A 19,631-nucleotide genomic window follows, 5' to 3' on the forward strand; every position below is an offset into this window, starting at 1 on the left:
TCGAGGTGTCGCCGGCGTCGCCGGTGGGACTGGAGGAGAGACATGATCGAGGTGACCCACCTGACGAAGCGCTACCGCGCGACGACGGCGGTGGACGACCTGACGTTCACCGCGGCGCCCGGGACCGTCACCGGCTTCCTCGGGCCGAACGGCGCCGGGAAGTCGACGACGATCCGCACCGTCGTCGGCCTGGAGCGGCCGACGTCCGGTTCCGCGCGGGTGAACGGGCAGAGCTACGCCGACCTGCGCGCCCCGCTGCAGGAGGTCGGCACGATGCTCGACGGGCGCAACGCGCACCCCGGGCGGACGGCGCTCGGCCACCTCCTGGGGCTGGCGCGCAGCCACGGCATCGCCCGGGCGCGGGTGGACCAGGTGGTCGAGCTCGCCGGCCTCGGGTCGGTCGTCCGGCGCCGGGTCGGGACGTTCTCCCTCGGCATGGGGCAGCGGCTCGGCATCGCCGCGGCCCTGCTCGGGGACCCGCCCACCCTCGTCCTGGACGAGCCGGTCAACGGGCTCGACCCGGACGGGGTGCGGTGGATCCGGCACCTGCTGCGGGCGCTGGCCGCCGAGGGGCGCACCGTGCTCCTGTCCTCCCACCTCATGAGCGAGCTGGCGGAGACCGCGAGCCGGGTCGTCGTCATCGGCCGGGGCCGGCTGCTCGCGGACGAGGACCTGCGCTCGCTCGTCGCCGCCACCGCCCGGGCGGGCGTCGTGCGGGCTCGTGCGTCCGACCCCGCCCCGCTGGCCCGCGCCCTCGAACGGGGCGGCGCGACGGTCACCATGCCCGAGGCGGACCTCATCGAGGTGACCGGCGCCGACGCCGGGTCCGTGGGGGCGCTCGCCGCCCGGCTCGGGCTCACCCTGCTCGAGCTGTCCACCGTCTCGGGCACGCTCGAGGACGCCTACCTCGGCCTCACGGCCGATGCCGTGGAGTACCGGACCGGGACGGAGGCAGCGCGATGAGCACCGGGCTCACGCTGCCCCCCGCCGTCGGCCTGCCGCCCCGCCGCGGCACCACCCTCGGCCGGGTCGTGGCCGCGGAGTGGTCCAAGGCCTGGGGGCTGCGCTCGACCCGCTGGGTGGTCGCCGTCATGGTGCTGCTCCCCGCCGCGCTCGCCTGGCTCGGGGGCAACGACCCGCTCGTCGGACCGGACGGGTACGGCAGCGTGGCCTACTACGTCACGAGCACGCTCATCGTCACCCAGTTCCCGATGCTGCTCCTCGGCGTGCTGCTCGGCAGCGGAGAGTTCTCCAGCCGCAGCGCCGGTCCGACGTTCCTCGCCGTCCCGTCGCGGACGCTCGTGCTCGTCGCCAAGGCGCTCGTGACGACGGCGGTGGCCGCCCTCACCGCGACGCTCACCCTCGGCCTCGCGGCCGGTGCGACGCTGCTGAGCGACCTCGGGCCCGGGCTGTCGACCGCCCTCACCCCAGAGACCACCCGGATGTGGGTGGGGTCGGCGGCCTACCTCGTCGCGGCGACCGTGTTCTGCTTCGGCCTGGGCATGCTCCTGCGCCGGAGCACGACCGCGGTTCTCGTCGCCTTCGTCGTCTTCGTCCTCGGCATCGCGGCGGTCGTCGTGCCGGACGCGCTCCAGCCCGTCCTCGCCGTGCTGCCCGGACACGCCGCGACCCTCGTCCCCGCGACCGACGGGTTCCTCGAGCTGCTGCGGGACCTGGGGCAGCTTCCGGTGGGCGCGTGGACGAGCGTCGCCGTCACCGGAGGGTGGGCACTGATCGTGCTCGCCGTGGCAGCGGTCAGGCTGCGGGGCCGCGATGTCTGAGCACTCGGTCGCGCCTGCCGTGCTGCCCGTCGGCCTGCCCGACCGGCCCGGGGTCACTCCCGTCCGCGTCCTGCGTGCCGAGCTGGGCAAGGCCTTGGCACTGCGGTCGACCGGGTGGGCAGCCGTCATCGCCGTCGCCGTCAACGCCGCGACAGCGACCTTCGTCGCCTACCAGGCCCGCTACGAGCTGGACTCCCAGCCGCCCAGCATGCTCGGCCTGCTCACCCTCGCGCTGGTGGCCACCCAGCTCCCCGTGCTCGTCCTCGGGGTGCTCGTCAGCGCCGCGGAGTACCCCAGCGGCGCGGCGCGCTCGACGTTCCTCGCGGTCCCGCGCCGTCTGCCCGTGCTCGCCGCCCAGGTGCTCACCGTCGCCGTCGCCGCCGTGCTCACGGCGGCCGCGGCGCTCGCCGTGACGTCCCTGGCGCTGCTGCCGTTCCGGGCCGAGCTCTCCCTCGCGCTCGACCTCTCCGACCCGCAGACCCGGCGCGTGCTCGGCGGGTTCGTCCTCTACCTCGTGGCGGTGGCGGTGCTCGGGGTCGCACTCGGCACCGTCGCACGCGGTCCGGCCGCCGGGCTGGTCGCCGGCGTGGGTCTGGTGTTCCTCCTGGAGCAGGTGGTCCCCTTCCTCGGGGCGCCGTGGCTGCTTGCCACCCTGCCCGGCTGGGCGGGGCGGCTCGCCGTGGAGTCCGACGCCGGAGCCGCGGAGCGGGCCGCTCAGGCAGGCGTCGGACTCACCCCCTGGCTCGGGCTCGGGGTGACGGCGGCATGGGTCGGCGCGCTCCTCCTCACCGCCGCGGTGAGGCTGCGGCGCAGCGGTGTCTGAGCCGTCCGCGGGAGGGGGCAGATCGTGACCTGGCACACTCGGGGGGTGAGTCCCGACCGGCCGAGGGCGTCCGCATGGCCCGCGAGCGCTCGTGGACGTCTCCGGAGCGGGATCGAGCGGGCACGGCAGACCCTCGGCGAGCGGCCCGACCTCGCGGACAGGCTCGTGTGGCGGGGCTACCTCGCGGTGGCGCTGGTGACGGCGGCGACGTACCTGCTGCCGAGTGTCATCTGGTACACCTACCCGCCGGGCTCGCGCAGCGCGCTGGGCGTCGTCGGGATCACGGCGGTCACGGGCGTGCTGGGGGCGCTGGCGCTCCGGGGCAGACGTCGTCACCCGGTCCGGACGGTCGTGGTGACCGCGGTGCTCGCGGTGCTCACCATCGCGGTCACCGGCGCGCCGGGCGCGACCGTGCTCGGCACCGCCCTGGCCGTCCATGCGCTCGCCGCCACCTGGCCGCCGGTGCGGACCTGGCCGGCCGTCCTCGGCTCGATCCTCGCGGTGGGCGCGTCGATGCTCGCCTGGCTCAGCCTGGACGTGTGGGACGTCGTCCTCGGTCTGTCCATGCTCCCCGAGGGCGCGCCGGACCACCCACCCGGCGCGAGGTCGCCGGAGGAGTGGAGCGGGCTCGGCCGAGCCCTGCTCGCGGGCATCGACTCCCGTGTCTTCGAGGCCACCTTCTCCGCCCTCCTGCTGCTCACCGCCGTCGTGGCCGGGCTGAGCGTGCGGAGCAGGCGTCAGCGCGACTTCGCCGCGCAGGCCCAGGCGCAGGCCCGGGTGCGCGAGCACCGGCAGGACCTCCTCATGGCGCGCACCGCCGAACGCACCACGGTCGCCCGCGAGGTCCACGACGTCGTCGCGCACAGCATCTCGGTCATGGTGGCGCTCGCCGACGGCGCCGCCGCCGTCGCGCCGCGGTCCCCCGAACAGGCACGGGAGGCGATGCGCGAGGTCTCGGCCACCGGCCGGAGCGCGCTGGCCGACATGAAGCGGGTACTGGCGGCGCTGCACGAGACCGCCCCCGACCCGCGCGAGGAGACGGCGGACCTCGTGGCCATGGTCGACCGGTTCCGCGCGGCCGGCCTGCCGCTCGCCGCGACCGGCCTCGACGTCGACCTCCCCGGGCCGGTCGCGCTCGCGGTGCGGCGGATCGTCGGTGAGGCCCTGACCAACGTCCTGCGGCACGCCCCGGCGGCTCGGCGGGTCGAGCTCGAGGTCGTCCGCACCCCAGACGCCGTGACGATCGAGGTGCTCGACGACGGGCCGCACGCAGGGTCGTCCGCAGCGTCCACGCACGGGAGCGGTCGGGGCCTGGTCGGGATCCGGGAGCGGGCGGCGGTCCTCGGCGGCACCTGCCACGCCGGGCCCCGGCCGGAGCGTGGCTGGCGCGTCGCCGTCGTGCTGCCGGTCGAGGGAGCACGAGGACGGGAGCCGCGATGACGACGATCCTGCTGGCCGATGACCAGGCACTGCTGCGCCGGGGATTTCGCATGGTGCTCGAGACCGAGCCGGACCTCCGGGTCGTGGGGGAGGCCGCCGACGGCCGGGTCGCCCTCCAGCAGGTCGCCTCCCTCGCCCCCGACGTCGTGCTCATGGACATCCGGATGCCGGGGGGTGACGGCATCGAGGCGACCCGGCGCATCGTCGCCGCGCACCCCGCCACCCGCGTGCTCGTGCTCACCACGTTCGACCTGGACGAGTACGCCTTCGGCGCGCTGCAGGCGGGGGCCAGCGGGTTCCTCCTCAAGAACGCCGAGCCCGCGGAGCTCATCCGGGCCGTCCGTGCCGTCGCCGCGGGCGACGCCGTCGTCGAGCCGCGGGTCACCCAGCTGCTCCTCGGGCTCGTCGCCGACCGCCTCCACGCGCGGGGCCGTGCGGAGGAGAGGGACCCGCGGCTCGCGGACCTCACGCCGCGCGAGACCGAGGTCCTCCGGCTCGTTGCCGCCGGGATGACCAACGGCGAGATCGCCGCCGAGCTCCACCTCTCCACGACGACCGTCAAGACCCACGTGGGCAACCTGCTCGCCAAGCTCGGAATGCGCGACCGGGTCCAGCTCGTCATCCTCGCTTACGAGAGCGGGCTCGTCCCGCGGCGGTGAGCGGTCAGGCGTCCACCGCCCGCAACCGGAACGGCCGAGGGCGTGGGGTCGACCGGTGCATTTCACGGATTACCACACCCGCCTCGCGGCCTACGCGGCGCTCGGCAACACGCCGAGGAGATCGTCCTGACCTGGTTCAACGGCGGTTCCGACCCGGCCAACGCCGGCTGGTCCCTCCCCGGGGCGGGGTGGAGTACGACAAGGGCGTCGACGACGCCGTCGTGCGCGAGGTCCACGAGGACACGTGGTACTCGGTGCGGGTCCGCTCGTTCCTCCTGCTCCACCACTTCGTGGGGCCGACGAGCTGGCGCGGCTCGCTGCCGTACCGCTCCCAGCGGTTAGTCTTCCGCGCGGAGATCCTCGGCGGGCAGGTTGGGACCGTCGAGGTCGGCGGGACCACGGACTTCGCCCGCTGGGTCCCGCGGGCCGACTTCCCCTGCCCGAGCCCACGGCCGACATCGCCACTGCCGCAGTCCGGCACCTGCGGAGGGACGAGGGCGCGCTGCGAACGCGTACCGCCCCTGGTGACGTGCGGGCGGATCGACCGGCATTTCAGGCTCGCCGTGCCCGGGGGCACGGCCCACTTGTAGCTGCAGTTCTCCGCCCTGCGTCGTGGGAGATGCCGTGCCTGAGTTCACCCGCGGAGCGCTCTTCCGGCTACGTCCGACCTGGGCGGGTGGCGCCGTCCTGGGTGCTGCCTCGGCTGCGTCCTGTCCTGGGGTGGATGGCCCGGCTGACGACCGCCTCGGTGCTGACGTACCTGCTCACGGTGTGGCTGGTCGACGGGCCCATCGACCTCACCGGTGCGCTCACCGCGTTGCTCGTGGACCAGGCCTCGGCGTCGACGAGCCCGCGCATGGGCATCGTCCGGGTGGGCGCGGTGCTCACCGGTGTGCTGGTCGCGGTCGTGCTCTCCTCGTGGGTGGGGCTGTGATCTGGTGGTCGCTGGGCTCCGCGATCGCACTGGCTCTGCTGCTCGCCGCGCTCCTGCGGCTGGAGGACCAGCGGGTGGAAACCGCGATCAGCGCCATGCTCATCCTCGGGACCGCCGCCCAGGGGGTCGACGGCCGAGATTCACGGCCGCGGAGGTTCCGACCGGCGCAACCGCGTCATGTCTCGTTGATACATCCCCTGCATTTCGCGAACCAATGGGTGTCCGCGCGGAAAGCGAAGCAGCGCGAGGGGCAACGACCAGCAGAACTGGTGCGAGTGGATGTGTCTCGTGGCACCACCCGAAGGTGCGGTACACGAGGGAACTCCGCGCCGCGCCACCTCGACGGCTGTGGAACACGCGGCTCGGCGAGTTGGCGTTCGAGAGGGTGCTCGACCTCAACGAGTACTAGGCAGCTACTCAGGCTCCGCGAATCTCGGAGCCATCGACTCCATCTGCTCGATGACGAGCTTGATCGCCTCCGGCTGCCTGTCGGGCGGGTACCCGTGCTTGGTCAGCAGCCGCTTGATCGAGGCCCGCAGCTTGGCCCGCACGTCGTCGCGCACGGTCCAGTCGGTGCGGACATCGCGCCGCATCACCGCGACCAGGTCCCGGGCGATCACCGCCAGGATGTCGTCGCCGAGCTCGGTCACGGCGGACTCGTTCTGCGCGACGGCGTCGTAGAACGCCAGCTCGTCGTGCGAGAGCTCCGGATCGAACCGGCTGCCTCGCCCGGCCTCGGAGGCCACCTCCTTGGCCAGCGCGATCAGCTCGGCGATCACCTCGGCCGAGGTGAGCTGGGAGTTCGTGTACTTGCGCATCAGCTCAGCGATCCGCTCCGAGAATGCGCGCGCACGGATCGTGTTGCCCGAGGTCGCCCGACGCGCCTCCTCCACGAGCACCGCGCGCAACGCCTCGATCGCCAGGTGCGGGTTCGGCGACTCGGTCGCCCGTTTCGCCAGTTCCGGTCCGAGGTCGGTGAGGCTGGGCCTCTCGAGCCCGGCGGCGGCGTAGATGTCGACCACCTCACCGCTGGCGGTGCTGGTCGCGATCAGCGACCTCAGCAGTCGCTGCACCTCCTCCGGGATCGGACGCCCGCTGCTGCGGGCGTCCTCGGCGTCGAACTTCGCCATCCACACCCGCACCTCCTCATAGAACTGGGCGGGAAGCTTGAGGTGGGTGAGGTTGTCGCCGCCGGCGCACAGCGCCCAGGCACGCGCGAGTTGGTTCGCGAGCTTGCGGAACCGCACCCTCGGTCGGTCGTGCGGGTCCTCGGCGTCGTTACCGGGCGTCTGCGGGCTGCGCAGGTGGTTGGTGAGCCCGACGGCGGCCCGCACCCAGTCCTTCGGCCCGCCCGTGAGCTTGGTTCGCCAGGGGTAACCGGCAGTCAGCGCATCCAGCTGGGCGATCAGTCCCTCGGCGAGCTCGACCGACTCCGCGATGTCACGGCCGATCGGCCTGGTGGACTGGTCGGCCGCGGTGTACTCCGCGAGCGCCTTGTCCAGATTCTCGGCCAGTGGTGCGTAGGCGACGAGCAGCCCGTCCTGCTTCCCCCGGAATGTCCGGTTCACCCGGGCGAGGGTCTGCATGAGCAGTGCGCCCTTGAGCGGACGGTCCAGGTACAGCGTGTGCAGCGGCGGGGCGTCGAAGCCGGTCAGCAGCATGTCCTTGACGATGACGATCTCGAGCTCGTCGTCGGGATCGCGCAACCGCTGCTTGACCGCCTTCTCCTGGCTCGGGCGCCGGACGTGCCGGCGGATCGGCTCCGGGTCCGACGGCGTGCCAGAGTAGACGACCTTGATCCGTCCCTCGGCGTCGTTGTCGGAGTGCCAGTCGGGCCGCAGGGCCACGATGGCGTCGTACAGATGGGCACAGATCTCCCGGGTGCCGCCGACGACCAGTGCCTTGCCGGGCACCCCGATGAAGGGGCTCATGGCGTCGCGGCGCTTCTCCCAGTGCTCCACGAGGTCCGCGGCGAGGGTCTCGATCCGCGCCGGGGCGCCGTAGATCGCGTTGACGATGGCGACCGACGCCTCGATACGCTCGCGAGCGACGTCGTCGAGCCCGAGCGTGGCCTCGTCGGCGGAGGCGTCGATCTCCTCCTCGGTGACGTCCTCGGCCCGCTCGACCGTGATCAGCCGCGGCTCGAAGACGACCGGCACGGTGGCGCCGTCGGTAACCGCGCGGGTGAGGTCGTAGATGTCGATGTAGTCGCCGAACACCTCGCGGGTGTTGCGGTCGACGAACGAGATCGGGGTGCCGGTGAACGCGATGAGGGTCGCGTGGGGGAGCGCGTCCTTGAGGTGGCGGGCGTAGCCGTCCAGGTCGTCGTAGTGGGAGCGGTGGGCCTCGTCGACGACGACGATCACGTTGCGGCGGTCGGTCAGCTCCGGGTGCTCGAGCCCGCCCTCCCGTTCGGCCTCCGTGCGGCCGAACTTCTGCAGGGTGGTGAAGTAGATGCCGCCTGTCCTGCGCGTCGTAAGCGCCGACCGGAGCTCGGCGCGGTTGAGGAACTGCACCGGCCGCTCGGGCAGCAGCAGCGAGCGACTGAAGGTGTCGAAGAGCTGGCCGTCGAGCTCGGTGCGGTCGGTGATGACCACGATGGTCGGGTTGAGCAGCTCGGGGCGGGTGTGCACGAGGTGGGCGTAGAGCTCCATCTCCATCGACTTGCCCGAGCCTTGGGTGTGCCAGACCACGCCTGCCTTGCCGTTGGTCCGAGTCGCTTCGACAGTGCTCGCGACCGCCTTGGTGACGGCGAAGTACTGGTGCGGCTTCGCTATCCGTTTGCCGAGGCCGTGCTCGCCGGAGTCGAAGGCGATGAAGTTGCGGACGAGCTGGCTGAACCGCTCCTGGTTGTAGACACCGGCGATGAGCAGGTCGAGCGCGGTCTCGTGCTCCGGGTTGGCTCCCTCGTCTGCGAGGTCGATCGGCTGGCCGTCGTCGTCGACCGTCCACGGCGAGAAGTGCTCCAGCGGCGTGAACGGGGTCCCGTAGCGGGCGAAGATGCCGTCGCTGGCGACCGTGAATGCCGCGAACCGGAACGCCATCGGCAGCTCGTGCAGATAGGTGGCGAGCTGGGCGTGAGCGCTCGCGACATCGGCCGACGCCGAGCCGGCCTGCTTGAGCTCGATGATCGACATCGGCATGCCGTTGACGTAGAGCACGACGTCGAAGCGTCGCTCGTGTTCACCGCTGACCACCCGGACCTGGTTGACGGCGAGCCACTCGTTCTCGCTGGGCTCTTCCGAGAGGAGCCGGATCGTCGGGTTCTTCTCGGTACCGTCCGGGTCGATCCACGAGACGCCGCGGTACCCCTTGGTGAGGAACTCGTGGAGGCGGTGGTTCTCGGTGATCGCGTCCGCGGACGACGGCGTGAGGATCTCCGCGAGCGCCTGCGCCAGATAGGTGGCCGGCACCAGCGGGTTGAGCCGCCGCAGCGCCGCGAGCATCCGCGAGGGAATGTGCAGGTCCGCCCACGACTCCCGCTCTCCGGTGCCCGGCGCGATGTCCGCGCCAGGGACCGGTTGCCAGCCGTACTCGGCCAGCCCGTCGAGCGCGATGTGCTCCCAGTCCGCTTCGCTGAGTGCCACTCAGACCACCTCCGAGACCGTGTTCTCTGCGTCCTTCACCGACAGGCGGCCGGACATGAGGGCGGGAAGGAGCGTGTCGCGAAGTGCCGACAAAGACCTTGACTCTTGCTCCTTCGCATCCCGCAGCGTGAACGCTGCGAGGACGCGCTCTTCGAACTCCTCACGGGCTCCGAACTCCGCTATCGGCACGGGAACTCGGTAGGCGGCGTCGCGGTTGAGGCCGGGAACCGCGCTGTCGGAGTTGCTTTCGTCCAGTCCCGTAGAACGGAGCGCGAAGTACAGGTACGGCAGCCCAGGGCCACCAGGCACTGGCGACACGAAGTATGTGGTGTCAATGGCGAAGTAGTCGCGCTGAGACCAGTAGACGGAGCCCACGGTTCCCTTGCGCCCAACGACAACTCCGGGGCCAGGGCGCAGTGGTTCGTCGTGGTACCCGCCGATTCCGCCCGAACCATACACAGGCACCGCGCCCTTCCTCCTTCGAGTCGCAGGGAGCGACTTGCCGTACTCCAACTTCGCCACATCACCGAGTGGAACTCTGTCAGATGCGGTCAGTGTCAGAGTGGCGAACTCGGCTGACATGAGTTCATGTAGCGAGCCGCATACACGGTCGTTCGCGGCGATCTTCTCGTCGAGCGACCCCAGCACCTCCGCGATCGCACTCCGCACTGGCTCAGGCGGCAGTGGTATGCGCAACTCCCTGAGGTCAGCGAGATTCAGCGTGGCCTGAACGGTCGTGTTTAGCAGAGTGCCGATCTGTTGTCTTGTCGTTGGCGACTGAAGACAGAGTTGTAGCCATCGTGGCGACACCCCGGCCGGCCGAAGCACGGCGATCGCGCGAGCGACATTCCAGCCTTCGAGCTCTGGCGGTACAAGAGCGGTCTCGCCGATACTGCCGACTATTGACAATAGCACCTCGCCCCCTTCAAGCCGGGTGCGGCCGTGGCGAGACGCCACTTCGGGTGACACCCGAAGCGGTGCCGACATGTCGATACGCCCGCCCGAAAGATCCTTTACTCGAACGATCGGTACACCGCCCGGGGCTTCGCTGCCAGGTTGGACGACTCCATACGAGACGACGCCATCAACAAGCAGATTATGGAGCCGAACCTCCTCCCAAGTCCTCACCGCACTCGCCCTAACTGCTCCCGCACAGTCTGTTCGAGGCGAGCAGACTGATCGAACTGGGCGATCAGTTCCTTGGTCAGCCGGTCGATCTTCTCCTCCAGCGGCTCGCCGTCGTCCTCGACCTCTGGGCTCCCGACGTACCGGCCCGGTGTGAGCGCGTAGTCGGCCTCCTTGATCTCGGCCAGCGACACCGACCGGCAGAAGCCGGGGACGTCCTCGTACTCGCCCGTCGCGGACTCGGTCCCCCGCCAGGCGCGGTATGTCCCGGCGATCGTCTGGATGTCCTCATCGCTCAGCGACCGCTCAGCCCGGTCGACCATGTACCCCATGTCCCGGGCGTCGATGAACAGCACCTCGCCGCGCCGGTCCACGCTCCCCTGCGCGCCAGCCGACTTGTCCTTCGCGAAGAACCACACGCACACCGGGATCCCCGTGGAGCGGAACAGCTGCGTCGGCAGCGCGAGCATGCAGGTCACCAGGTCCGCCTCGACGAGCTGTGCGCGGATCTGCCCTTCACCGCCGGAGTTGCTCGACATCGACCCGTTGGCCAGCACCACACCGGCTCGGCCGTCGTCGGTGAGCTTGCTCAGCACGAGCTGCAGCCACGCGTAGTTCGCGTTCCCGGCGGGTGGCACCCCGTAGCGCCAGCGCGGGTCGTCCTCGTTGCGTGCCCAGGCCTTGACGTTGAACGGCGGGTTGCTCAGCACGTAGTCCATCTGGACGCCGTCGTGCAGGTCGCGGGCGAACGAGTCCTGCCACCGGGACCCGAGGTTCCCGTTGAGCCCGTGCACCGCGAGGTTCATCCGGGCCAGCCGCCAGGTCCGCTCGTTCAGCTCCTGCCCGTAGATGGACAGCGCGGTCCGGTCGCGGTCGTGCGCCTCGAGGAACTTCTCGGCCTGGACGAACATGCCGCCCGACCCGCAGGCGGGGTCGTAGATCCGCCCCGACGTCGGCTCGAGGATCTCCACCAGGGTGCGCACGACCACGGGGGGCGTGAAGAACTCCCCGCCCCGCTTTCCCTCGGCAGCCGCGAACTTGCCGAGGAAGTACTCGTAGACCTCGCCGAGCAGGTCCCGGGCCCGCGTTGACCCGTTGCCCACGAACTTGAGGGCGTTGAACAGGTCGACCACCTCGCCGAGACGGCGCTGGTCCACGTTGTCGCGGTTGTACAGCCGCTGCATAGTGCCCTTGAGTTGCGGGTTCGACCCGATCAACAGGTCGATCGCGTCGTCGACGAGCTCACCGATCGTCTTCGCCGGCTGCCCGTCCATCGCCGGCTTGCCCTTGGCGTACTGAGCCAGGTAGGACCAGCGCGCGTGCTCGGGCACCCAGAAGACTCCGTGCCCGGTGTACTCGTCGATGTCGCGGGTCTGCTGCGCGATCGCGGCGTCCGACCAGCCGTCCTCACGCAGTTCGGTCTCGATCTGCGCGCGGCGCTCGTCGAACGCGTCCGACGTGTAGCGCAGGAAGACCAGCCCCAGCACCACGTCCTTGTACTGGGAGGCGTCCATCGACCCCCGGAGCCGGTCGGCCGCCTTCCACAGCGTGTCCTTGAGCTCCTTCATCGTCGACGGCGCACCATGCGTCGTCGTTCTCGCGGCACGTGCCACCGGTTACTCCTCTTCCTCAGTGGGTGAGACGACGAGCGCACCCGAAATGACGCCGTCGACCAGGTCTGCTTCCAGGTCCTTCAGTTCGGCAAGGTCACGGTGGAGCGCCCGCCGCCGGTCGCCCATCCTCCGCAGCGCGGCCTCCAGCCCGGCCGCTCCCACCTCGTCGGGAATCGGCACGGGCCATGACTCGAGGGTCGTAGCGCCGTTCGGTAGTGCGTTGACGGTCGCGGCGACGGCGTGCGGTGAGCCCGTGCTCAGTCGCACGATCCGGGCCGGGTAGGCGACCAGGTTGCCGCCGTCGAGATCCACCAGAGCCTGTGGCCGCGGGCGGGTGACGACGACGACGTCGCCCGGCTCGGTGAGACCGCTCGCGTACCTGCCGTGCGCCACGAGAGCATCGACCGTGCGGGGTACTCCCCTGTCACCGCGCACCTCGGACGTGCCGATGACGCGCACCGGTCCGTCGCCGAGGTCCGTCGGTGCCACGCGCTTACCCCTGATCACGCGGGCCTCGCCGGCGGTGACGAGTTCGCCGATGGTGCCGGTCCGGCCGCGGACCGGCACCGATGCGGTGCGCAGACCGAGGCCGAGGTCGATGCCCCGCGTGCGCAGTCGTGCTGCCCTGGTCAGGGCCGTGGCGGCAGCCTCGGACACCGGTCCGGCACGTTGCCCTGTCAGCGTGCGTGCGACGAGTGCCCCATCGGCGGCCAGCAGCCGCGCGGTAGGCACTGGGCGGCAGTGAGCGAAGGCTCGAGCCCGTATCTGCGTGAGGCCCGCGAGCGCCGCCACGAGGTCGGTGACGAGGCCGTCGACAACCTCCGCGCCGAGCACGTGGGAGGTGAGATCGCCGACGACGACCAGGCGGTCGGCCAGCGCAGCGGTCGGGTCCGCATCGCCCACGATCCAGATTCCGAGCTCGGAGCGGGGCTTGTCCACAACGAGTCCGCGGGGAAGTCGCACCACGGCGCGCACGCGGCCCGTTCGGAGCGCGTCCGCGCGGGTGAGGAGCGACTCGCGGTCGGGGAGGGCATCGCACAAGGCGGACGCGGGCCCGAGCACGATGGCGACACCGCCGTCGGGCAGCTCGAGGGTGAGATCATCGACGTGGCGCAGCATGTCTGCGATGCTCGCGCGCCTCTCCGATCTCGGCGGCACCTGCAGCACCACCACCGCCGGGGAGGAGGTGCCGGAGGTGACGCCGGCGATGAGCGCACGCCGCCGGGAGCGCCGAAGTGCGGCGGTCCCGGACGCGTCCGGCACATCAGCGGGAACGCTCCAGTCGATGGAGCGTTCGGCGTCAGCCAACGCGATCCGCAACGCGAGGTCGCTCGGCTGGGCGCTGCCGTCGGCCACGGTCAAACCCGCCGGCCGCAGACTCCGGCACAGGTCACGCAACAGCGCGATCACGCCGTCCGTGACCGTCCACGAGCGATCTGCTCCGACGCGAGTGCGCGCCGCCGCGATGGCCTCGAGCGCCGGCTCGTGGCCGAAGGCGGCCTCGATGCGGCGAGCGGCGAGTTCCCGGAGGCTGGGCCTGGTGGCGGCTTCGCGGACCTCGCCCAGCAGCGTCTCATCGTGGGGGTCGACTTCGGCCGCGGCCTCGATGAGGTCGGCGGGGGCCCCGACGACCAGGTCCACGTCGCTGAGAGCAGCCAGCGCGATGAGTGCCGCCACATGGTCGTCGTGATCGCCAGCGTCGCCGGTGACGGCGTACAGAGGTGCATCGACGGCGAACGAAGGATTGTTGCCCCGACCCGAGCGGGCTTGCCAGTCGATGACCTCGTCGAGGTCGAAGAGGTCGCCGTGGGCATCTCGCGGCGTCGGGAACGGCACGCGCACGCCATGTGACACCGGTCGCTGCTGCCACATGGACACAACCGGGCGCCGGACGTCTGCCGCAGCAGCGATGCCGGAGCGGCTGATGAGCAAGGTCATATGCGCTCCTCTCGACTGATGCGGTCGGCCGGTTCTGGCCAACGGCGTCATCGTATGGCTCTGACGGTTCGGGTAGGGGTGCGGACTGATAACAGGGATTATCAGCAATCACCTCGACGCACCAAGCGTGGATCTCGATGCTCGGCATAAACCACCCGACCGAGAGGAGAACAGCGATGCGAACGGCACGCTGGACGGCTGCAGCAGCCGCGATCATGATCGGTGCCCTCGCTGGCTGCGCGGGCGTCGACACCAGCACGAGTCCTGTCGACAGCGGCGACGACATCAAGACCGCCGAGACCACCGAACCCAGCGAGCCGGCCGACGCGGGTTCGTCATCGACGGCGCCGACCAAGCCTCCAGCTACGGCGCCGGAGCCGCCCGCGCCGGCAGCCGAGCCGGGCAGCCGCGAGAACCCGGCTGCCGTGGGCAGCGACGTGGGCACGTTCACCTCCGGCTCGGAGTCCGTCGAGGTCGTCGTTCAGGCAGCGACGTGGGACGCGAACGCGATCGTCGCCGCTGAGAACCAGTTCAACGACCCGCCCGCTGACGGCATGGTCTACGTGATCGTCCCGATCACCGTGACCTACTCCGGCCCGGAGTCGATGGTGCCGTGGCTCGACGTGGACGTGACCTACCTAGCCGAGAACGGCCGCTCCTACGAGCAGGCCCACGCCGTGATCCCGGACGACCTGTCGGACGTCGCCGACCTCTACGACGGTGGCAGCGCCACCGGCAACCTCCTCTTCGAGCTGCCGGCCGATCAGATCCCGGGGGGCTTCTGGGGCGTGTCGTACAACTGGAGCGACCCGCTGTGGTGGGCGGCTTCATGAGCTCGAGCTCGGCCGATCAGGACCAGTCGCTGGCGACGCCCGCAACCGCCGATGACGCTCCCGCCGCGGCGCTGCGGGATCAGCGTGAGACGCGCAAGGCTCGTGTCCGGTTTACCGGTTGTGCCGCCATCGCGGTTCTGGCGGTTCTGACACTCGCGCTCCTCGGGCCGTCGGGCGGCTCCGACGACGTCGCTTCCGAACGGATGGGCATCTGGCTCGAGGATGTCACGAACCAAGAGCGCACCCAGGGCGCACCACAGCAGACCGTCGTCAATGGCTGGACCGCGAACCAGCTGCTCGATCTCATATCGCAGCAGCTCGAGAGCGGCGCCGTGACCGACAACAGGCCGGCCGTGCTGCTCACACTCGGTGTCCTCCTGCTCGCGCTGTCCATGGCAACCACGCCACGGGCCGGCCGGTTCATGGAGGCGCCCGGGCTGCACGCGCCCCGAACGCTGAAGGGAGGGACGCCACCATGGCTTCGATCGCAGGAATCACGTGCCCGTACTGCCACGCCCGATTCGTCGGAAGAGTCGTCAGGCACGGCCTGATCAAGTGCGGCAAGTGCGGCAGGACGATGCGGATCTAGTCCGCACACGGTGGTGCCGGGACCTGCGGGTTTCGGCACCACCGGCGTGTGTGGCGTCACCCCCGGGAGCCTGCTGTGGCGAGTGCGAGGTGCCTCAGGCTGAGGTGCGCGACATTGACCGGGCCTCGTAGGGAATGAAACCCGAGCCGTCCGGGTTGAGCCTCATAGACTCAACTTCAGCCCGTTCGATTTGGACAACTCGCCGAGCGGGCGCAGACTTGAGTGAGGACGACTCAAGGGCGGGAGAGACCCCCGCCCACGGACTGGAGGAGTAACCCACATGGCACGAGCGGTCGGAATCGACCTGGGCACCACGAACTCGGTGGTCGCCGTTCTCGAGGGTGGCGAGCCCACCGTCATCGCGAACGCCGAGGGAGCGCGCACGACGCCCTCGGTGGTCGCCTTCAGCAAGTCCGGCGAGGTTCTCGTCGGCGAGGTCGCCAAGCGGCAGGCCGTGACCAACGTCGACCGGACCATCACGTCGGTCAAGCGTCACATGGGCACGGACTGGTCCCAGCAGATCGACGACAAGAGCTACACCGCGCAGGAGATCTCCGCGCGCGTGCTCGGCAAGCTCAAGCGTGACGCCGAGGAGTACCTCGGTGAGCAGGTCACCGACGCCGTCATCACGGTGCCGGCGTACTTCAACGACGCCGAGCGCCAGGCCACCAAGGACGCCGGCCAGATCGCCGGCCTCAACGTCCTGCGCATCGTCAACGAGCCCACCGCCGCAGCCCTCGCCTACGGCCTGGAGCGCGGCAAGGAGGACGAGCTCATCCTCGTCTTCGACCTCGGTGGCGGCACGTTCGACGTCTCCCTGCTGGAGATCGGCAAGGACGAGGACGACTTCTCCACCATCCAGGTGCGCGCCACCAACGGCGACAACCGCCTCGGCGGCGACGACTGGGACCAGCGGATCGTGGACTGGCTCGTCACCCAGGTGAAGAACAAGGACGGCGTCGACCTGTCCAAGGACAAGATCGCCCTTCAGCGTCTGCGTGAGGCCGCCGAGCAGGCCAAGAAGGAGCTGTCCTCGGCGCTCAACACCAACATCTCGCTGCAGTACCTCTCGATGAGCGAGAACGGCCCCATCCACCTCGACGAGAAGCTCTCCCGGGCGCAGTTCGAGGAGATGACCAAGGACCTCCTCGACCGGACCAAGGCGCCGTTCCAGGCCGTCATCAGCGACGCCGGGATCAAGGTCTCCGACATCGACCACGTCGTGCTCGTCGGTGGCTCCACCCGCATGCCCGCCGTCACCGAGCTGGTCAAGCAGCTCACCGGCGGCAAGGAGCCCAACAAGGGCGTCAACCCGGACGAGGTCGTCGCCGTCGGCGCCGCTCTCCAGGCCGGCGTCATCCAGGGTGACCGCAAGGACGTCCTGCTCATCGACGTCACGCCCCTGTCCCTCGGCATCGAGACCAAGGGTGGCGTCATGACCAAGCTCATCGAGCGCAACACGGCCATCCCGACCAAGCGCTCGGAGGTGTTCTCCACCGCCGAGGACAACCAGCCGAGCGTGCTCATCCAGGTGTTCCAGGGTGAGCGCGAGTTCGCCCGCGACAACAAGCCGCTGGGCACCTTCGAGCTCACCGGCATCGCGCCGGCGCCCCGCGGCATGCCGCAGATCGAGGTCACCTTCGACATCGACGCCAACGGCATCGTCCACGTCTCCGCCAAGGACCGGGGCACGGGCAAGGAGCAGTCGATGACCATCACCGGTGGCTCGGCCCTGCCGAAGGACGAGATCGACCGCATGGTCAAGGAGGCCGAGGCGCACGCCGAGGAGGACCGCAAGCGTCGCGAGGAGGCCGAGACCCGCAACACCGCCGAGCAGCTCGTCTACTCCACGGAGAAGCTGCTCACGGACAACGCGGACAAGCTCCCCGAGGACGTCTCCAGCGAGGTCCGCACCGCCGTCGACGACCTGAAGAAGGCGCTCGAGGGCGAGGACATCGCCGAGGTCAGCGCCAAGCAGCAGGCCCTCACCACCGCGGCGCAGAAGATCGGTGAGGCGCTGTACGCCAACCAGGAGCAGAGCGCGCCCCAGGGCACGCCCGGCACCGAGCAGTCGGCCGGTGGCGCCGACGACGACGTCGTCGACGCCGAGATCGTGGACGAGGACGAGAACAGGTGACGGCCGAGAACCCCGCCGGCGCCGAAGGCGCCTACGAGAAGCCCGTCGTCCGTGACCGGCGCCGCATCGACCCGGAGACCGGCAAGGTGCGCGAGGTGACCCCCGAGGAGGAGGCCGCCGAGACCGCCGCGGAGGCGGCGCCCGATGAGGGCGCCGCGCCCGTGGCCGACGGCGCCCTCGCCGCCGCGAAGGCCGAGGCCGCCGATCTCAGCGACCAGCTCGCCCGGCGCAACGCCGACCTGTACAACCTCCAGCAGGAGTACAACGGGTACGTGCGCCGCTCGAAGGCCGCGGCCGGCGAGCAGCGGACCGGTGGTCAGGTGGAGGTCGTCGAGTCGCTGCTCGGCGTGCTCGACGAGATCGACCTCGCCCGCCAGCACGGTGACCTCACCGGGCCGGTCGGCGCGATCGCCGAGAAGCTCGAGGACACGCTGACCCAGCGGTTCGCGCTCGCGCGGTTCGGTGCGCCGGGGGAGGAGTTCGACCCCGAGCTCCACGACGCCCTCATGGCCACGACCGACCCGGAGGCGACGTCGACGACGATCGCCCAGGTCATGCAGCCCGGCTACCGCATGGGCGAGAAGGTGCTGCGGGCGGCCCGCGTCGCGGTGACCAGCCCTGAGTGACGGCAGCAGGCCGGCCGCGCCCCACCGGGCGCGGTCGGCCTCCGCCGCGAGAGACGACAGGACGGAGGTGAGACGTCAGTGACCGGTCAGGACTGGCTCGAGAAGGACTTCTACAAGACCCTCGGCGTCCCGAAGGACGCCGACGACACGGCGATCAAGAAGGCGTACCGCAAGCTCGCGCGCGACCTCCACCCGGACCGCAACCCCGGCGACGACGCCGCGGAGAGCCGGTTCAAGGACGTCGGCGAGGCGTACTCCGTGCTCTCGGACCCCGAGCAGCGCAAGCAGTACGACGCGCTGCGCGCCATGGCCGGCGGCGGTGCCCGCTTCTCGGCCGGCAGCGGTGGTCCCGCCGGCGGCACGGCCGGCTTCGAGGACCTCTTCAACGGGATGTTCTCCGGCGGCGGAGGCCGCACCCGCTTCTCGACCGGGGGTGCCGGTGGGGCGGGCGGCTTCGAGGACATCCTCCAGGACATGTTCGGCGGCGCCGCCGGTGGCGGCTTCGGTTCCCGCCGTGGCACCCAGCGTGGCGGGGACATCGCCACGAGCGCCTCGCTGCCCTTCCGGAGCGCCGTCGAGGGTGCGAAGGTCCAGCTGACGACCAACGGCCGCTCGATGACCGTGCGGATCCCCCCGGGCGTCAAGGACGGGCAGAAGATCCGGCTGCGCGGCAAGGGGCAGCCCGGCCGCGGCGGTGGCGAGCCCGGCGACATGGTCGTCACCGTCCACGTCGAGCCCCACCCGGTCTTCGCCATGGACGGGCACAACCTGCGCATCACCGTGCCGGTGACGTTCGCCGAGGCCGCGCTCGGTGCGACGATCGAGGTACCGACCGTGTCCGGTGAGACCGTCAAGGTCAAGGTCCCGGCGGGGACGCCGTCGGGGCGTACGCTGCGCGTCAAGGGCCGCGGTGTGCACACCCCCAAGGACACCGGCGACCTCCTCGTCACCATCCAGGTCGCCGTCCCCAGCCACCTGCCCGCGGACGCGCGGAAGGCCGTCGAGGCCTTCGCCGCCGCGACCGAGGGCGAGGACCCGCGCGCCGACCTCAGGGCACGCGCGGCACGCTGACCGACGAGAGGAGATGAGATGCCCACCGACGACGAGCCCCTCTACGTCATCTCGGTGGCCGCCGAGCTCTCCGGCATGCACCCCCAGACCCTGCGCCAGTACGACCGCCTGGGGATCGTCACCCCGCAGCGCGCCCGCGGGCGGGGACGGCGCTACTCCCACCGCGACATCGAGGCGCTGCGCCAGGTCCAGCAGCTCTCCCAGGACGAGGGCATCAACCTCGCCGGGATCCGGCGGATCATCGAGCTCGAGCGCGAGCTCACCCGGGCCCGCGCCGAGCTGCAGCGGCTCCGCAACGTCGCCCGCGCGCGCGTCTTCGCCGCGGACGCCTCGGGGCAGGTGAGCGAGATCGCTCCCGGCCGCCGTCCCCGCCGGACCGGGGGCGCCCTGGTCCTCTGGCGCCCCGAGCACCTCAACTGACCCACTGGCATGCTGGTGGCGTGCGCCACCGCGCACCCTGCGAGGAGGAGCCGAC

17 protein-coding genes are annotated in these 19,631 nt (G+C 70.9%); 13 read left to right on the forward strand and 4 right to left on the reverse strand.

Features of this window, described 5'->3' with window-relative positions; all coding sequences use genetic code 11:
* Positions 1 to 42: 42 nt before the first annotated feature.
* The 7 genes from FHE66_RS07860 (at position 43) to FHE66_RS07890 (ending at position 5,637) form a co-directional block, all read left to right on the forward strand.
* Positions 43 to 963, forward strand: coding sequence for an ABC transporter ATP-binding protein (locus FHE66_RS07860; protein ID WP_139072392.1), 921 nt, complete (start codon positions 43 to 45; stop codon positions 961 to 963).
* A complete protein-coding gene (locus FHE66_RS07865; protein WP_139072393.1) occupies positions 960 to 1,781 on the forward strand; it encodes a hypothetical protein in 822 nt (273 codons plus the stop codon). The genes FHE66_RS07860 and FHE66_RS07865 overlap by 4 nt, the downstream gene beginning before the upstream one ends.
* Positions 1,774 to 2,604, forward strand: a complete 831-nt coding sequence (locus FHE66_RS07870; RefSeq protein WP_139072394.1) for a hypothetical protein — start codon at positions 1,774 to 1,776, stop codon at positions 2,602 to 2,604. The genes FHE66_RS07865 and FHE66_RS07870 overlap by 8 nt, the downstream gene beginning before the upstream one ends.
* Before the next feature lie 195 nt (positions 2,605 to 2,799).
* Positions 2,800 to 4,044, forward strand: coding sequence for a histidine kinase (locus FHE66_RS07875; protein WP_176554699.1), 1,245 nt, complete (start codon positions 2,800 to 2,802; stop codon positions 4,042 to 4,044).
* Positions 4,041 to 4,703 carry a response regulator transcription factor gene (locus tag FHE66_RS07880; protein WP_139072396.1) on the forward strand — a complete coding sequence of 221 codons (663 nt, stop codon included), beginning with the start codon at positions 4,041 to 4,043 and terminating at the stop codon, positions 4,701 to 4,703. Before FHE66_RS07875 ends, FHE66_RS07880 begins: the two co-directional genes overlap by 4 nt.
* Complete coding sequence (locus tag FHE66_RS07885) at positions 4,700 to 5,293, forward strand: NUDIX hydrolase (RefSeq protein ID WP_139072397.1); 594 nt, start codon at positions 4,700 to 4,702, stop codon at positions 5,291 to 5,293. Before FHE66_RS07880 ends, FHE66_RS07885 begins: the two co-directional genes overlap by 4 nt.
* A gap of 134 nt (positions 5,294 to 5,427) precedes the next feature.
* Positions 5,428 to 5,637, forward strand: coding sequence for a hypothetical protein (locus tag FHE66_RS07890; protein WP_139072398.1), 210 nt, complete (start codon positions 5,428 to 5,430; stop codon positions 5,635 to 5,637).
* 413 nt (positions 5,638 to 6,050) lie between these two features.
* Here FHE66_RS07890 and FHE66_RS07895 read toward each other — a convergent pair whose 3' ends face one another.
* The 4 genes from FHE66_RS07895 to FHE66_RS07910 are packed head-to-tail and all read right to left on the reverse strand — an operon-like array spanning position 6,051 to position 13,900.
* Positions 6,051 to 9,224, reverse strand: coding sequence for a type I restriction endonuclease subunit R (locus FHE66_RS07895; RefSeq protein WP_139072399.1), 3,174 nt, complete (start codon positions 9,222 to 9,224; stop codon positions 6,051 to 6,053).
* Positions 9,225 to 10,352 carry a restriction endonuclease subunit S gene (locus tag FHE66_RS07900; protein WP_139072400.1) on the reverse strand — a complete coding sequence of 376 codons (1,128 nt, stop codon included), beginning with the start codon at positions 10,350 to 10,352 and terminating at the stop codon, positions 9,225 to 9,227.
* Positions 10,349 to 11,917, reverse strand: coding sequence for a class I SAM-dependent DNA methyltransferase (locus tag FHE66_RS07905; RefSeq protein ID WP_139072401.1), 1,569 nt, complete (start codon positions 11,915 to 11,917; stop codon positions 10,349 to 10,351). The genes FHE66_RS07900 and FHE66_RS07905 overlap by 4 nt, the downstream gene beginning before the upstream one ends.
* A 48-nt stretch (positions 11,918 to 11,965) precedes the next feature.
* Entirely contained in the window at positions 11,966 to 13,900 is a 1,935-nt protein-coding gene (locus tag FHE66_RS07910) for a hypothetical protein (protein ID WP_139072402.1), read from the reverse strand.
* Between the two features lie 176 nt (positions 13,901 to 14,076).
* On the opposite strand from FHE66_RS07910, the gene FHE66_RS07915 reads away from it, so the two are divergent.
* The 6 genes from FHE66_RS07915 (at position 14,077) to FHE66_RS07940 (ending at position 19,576) form a co-directional block, all read left to right on the forward strand.
* Positions 14,077 to 14,733 (forward strand): hypothetical protein, encoded by a 657-nt coding sequence (locus FHE66_RS07915; RefSeq protein WP_139072403.1) that lies wholly within the window; start codon positions 14,077 to 14,079, stop codon positions 14,731 to 14,733.
* Positions 14,730 to 15,284, forward strand: coding sequence for a hypothetical protein (locus FHE66_RS07920; RefSeq protein ID WP_139072404.1), 555 nt, complete (start codon positions 14,730 to 14,732; stop codon positions 15,282 to 15,284). Before FHE66_RS07915 ends, FHE66_RS07920 begins: the two co-directional genes overlap by 4 nt.
* A gap of 318 nt (positions 15,285 to 15,602) precedes the next feature.
* Positions 15,603 to 17,459: a molecular chaperone DnaK gene (gene dnaK / locus FHE66_RS07925; RefSeq protein WP_139072405.1), complete on the forward strand. Its 1,857-nt coding sequence runs from the start codon at positions 15,603 to 15,605 to the stop codon at positions 17,457 to 17,459.
* Complete coding sequence (locus tag FHE66_RS07930) at positions 17,456 to 18,085, forward strand: nucleotide exchange factor GrpE (protein ID WP_139072406.1); 630 nt, start codon at positions 17,456 to 17,458, stop codon at positions 18,083 to 18,085. The genes dnaK and FHE66_RS07930 overlap by 4 nt, the downstream gene beginning before the upstream one ends.
* Before the next feature lie 78 nt (positions 18,086 to 18,163).
* Entirely contained in the window at positions 18,164 to 19,156 is a 993-nt protein-coding gene (locus FHE66_RS07935; protein WP_139072407.1) for a DnaJ C-terminal domain-containing protein, read from the forward strand.
* Positions 19,157 to 19,174: 18 nt separating this feature from the next.
* Positions 19,175 to 19,576, forward strand: coding sequence for a heat shock protein transcriptional repressor HspR (locus tag FHE66_RS07940; protein ID WP_139072408.1), 402 nt, complete (start codon positions 19,175 to 19,177; stop codon positions 19,574 to 19,576).
* The last annotated feature ends 55 nt before the right edge of the window (positions 19,577 to 19,631 follow it).

Origin of the sequence: Georgenia sp. 311, from assembly GCF_006151955.1 — a bacterium.
In the GTDB taxonomy this organism is placed as follows: Bacteria; Actinomycetota; Actinomycetes; order Actinomycetales; family Actinomycetaceae; genus Oceanitalea; species Oceanitalea wutianyii.

Bases quoted from the DNA above. Each gene is read 5' to 3' on its own strand.
- FHE66_RS07890 (WP_139072398.1), top strand. From the start codon at position 5,428: ATGGCCCGGCTGACGACCGCCTCGGTGCTGACGTACCTGCTCACGGTG.
- FHE66_RS07905 (WP_139072401.1), bottom strand. From the start codon at position 11,917: ATGAAGGAGCTCAAGGACACGCTGTGGAAGGCGGCCGACCGGCTCCGG.
- FHE66_RS07920 (WP_139072404.1), top strand. From the start codon at position 14,730: ATGAGCTCGAGCTCGGCCGATCAGGACCAGTCGCTGGCGACGCCCGCA.
- FHE66_RS07880 (WP_139072396.1), top strand. From the start codon at position 4,041: ATGACGACGATCCTGCTGGCCGATGACCAGGCACTGCTGCGCCGGGGA.
- FHE66_RS07915 (WP_139072403.1), top strand. From the start codon at position 14,077: ATGCGAACGGCACGCTGGACGGCTGCAGCAGCCGCGATCATGATCGGT.
- FHE66_RS07940 (WP_139072408.1), top strand. From the start codon at position 19,175: ATGCCCACCGACGACGAGCCCCTCTACGTCATCTCGGTGGCCGCCGAG.
- FHE66_RS07860 (WP_139072392.1), top strand. From the start codon at position 43: ATGATCGAGGTGACCCACCTGACGAAGCGCTACCGCGCGACGACGGCG.
- FHE66_RS07910 (WP_139072402.1), bottom strand. From the start codon at position 13,900: ATGACCTTGCTCATCAGCCGCTCCGGCATCGCTGCTGCGGCAGACGTC.
- FHE66_RS07865 (WP_139072393.1), top strand. From the start codon at position 960: ATGAGCACCGGGCTCACGCTGCCCCCCGCCGTCGGCCTGCCGCCCCGC.
- FHE66_RS07870 (WP_139072394.1), top strand. From the start codon at position 1,774: ATGTCTGAGCACTCGGTCGCGCCTGCCGTGCTGCCCGTCGGCCTGCCC.
- dnaK (WP_139072405.1), top strand. From the start codon at position 15,603: ATGGCACGAGCGGTCGGAATCGACCTGGGCACCACGAACTCGGTGGTC.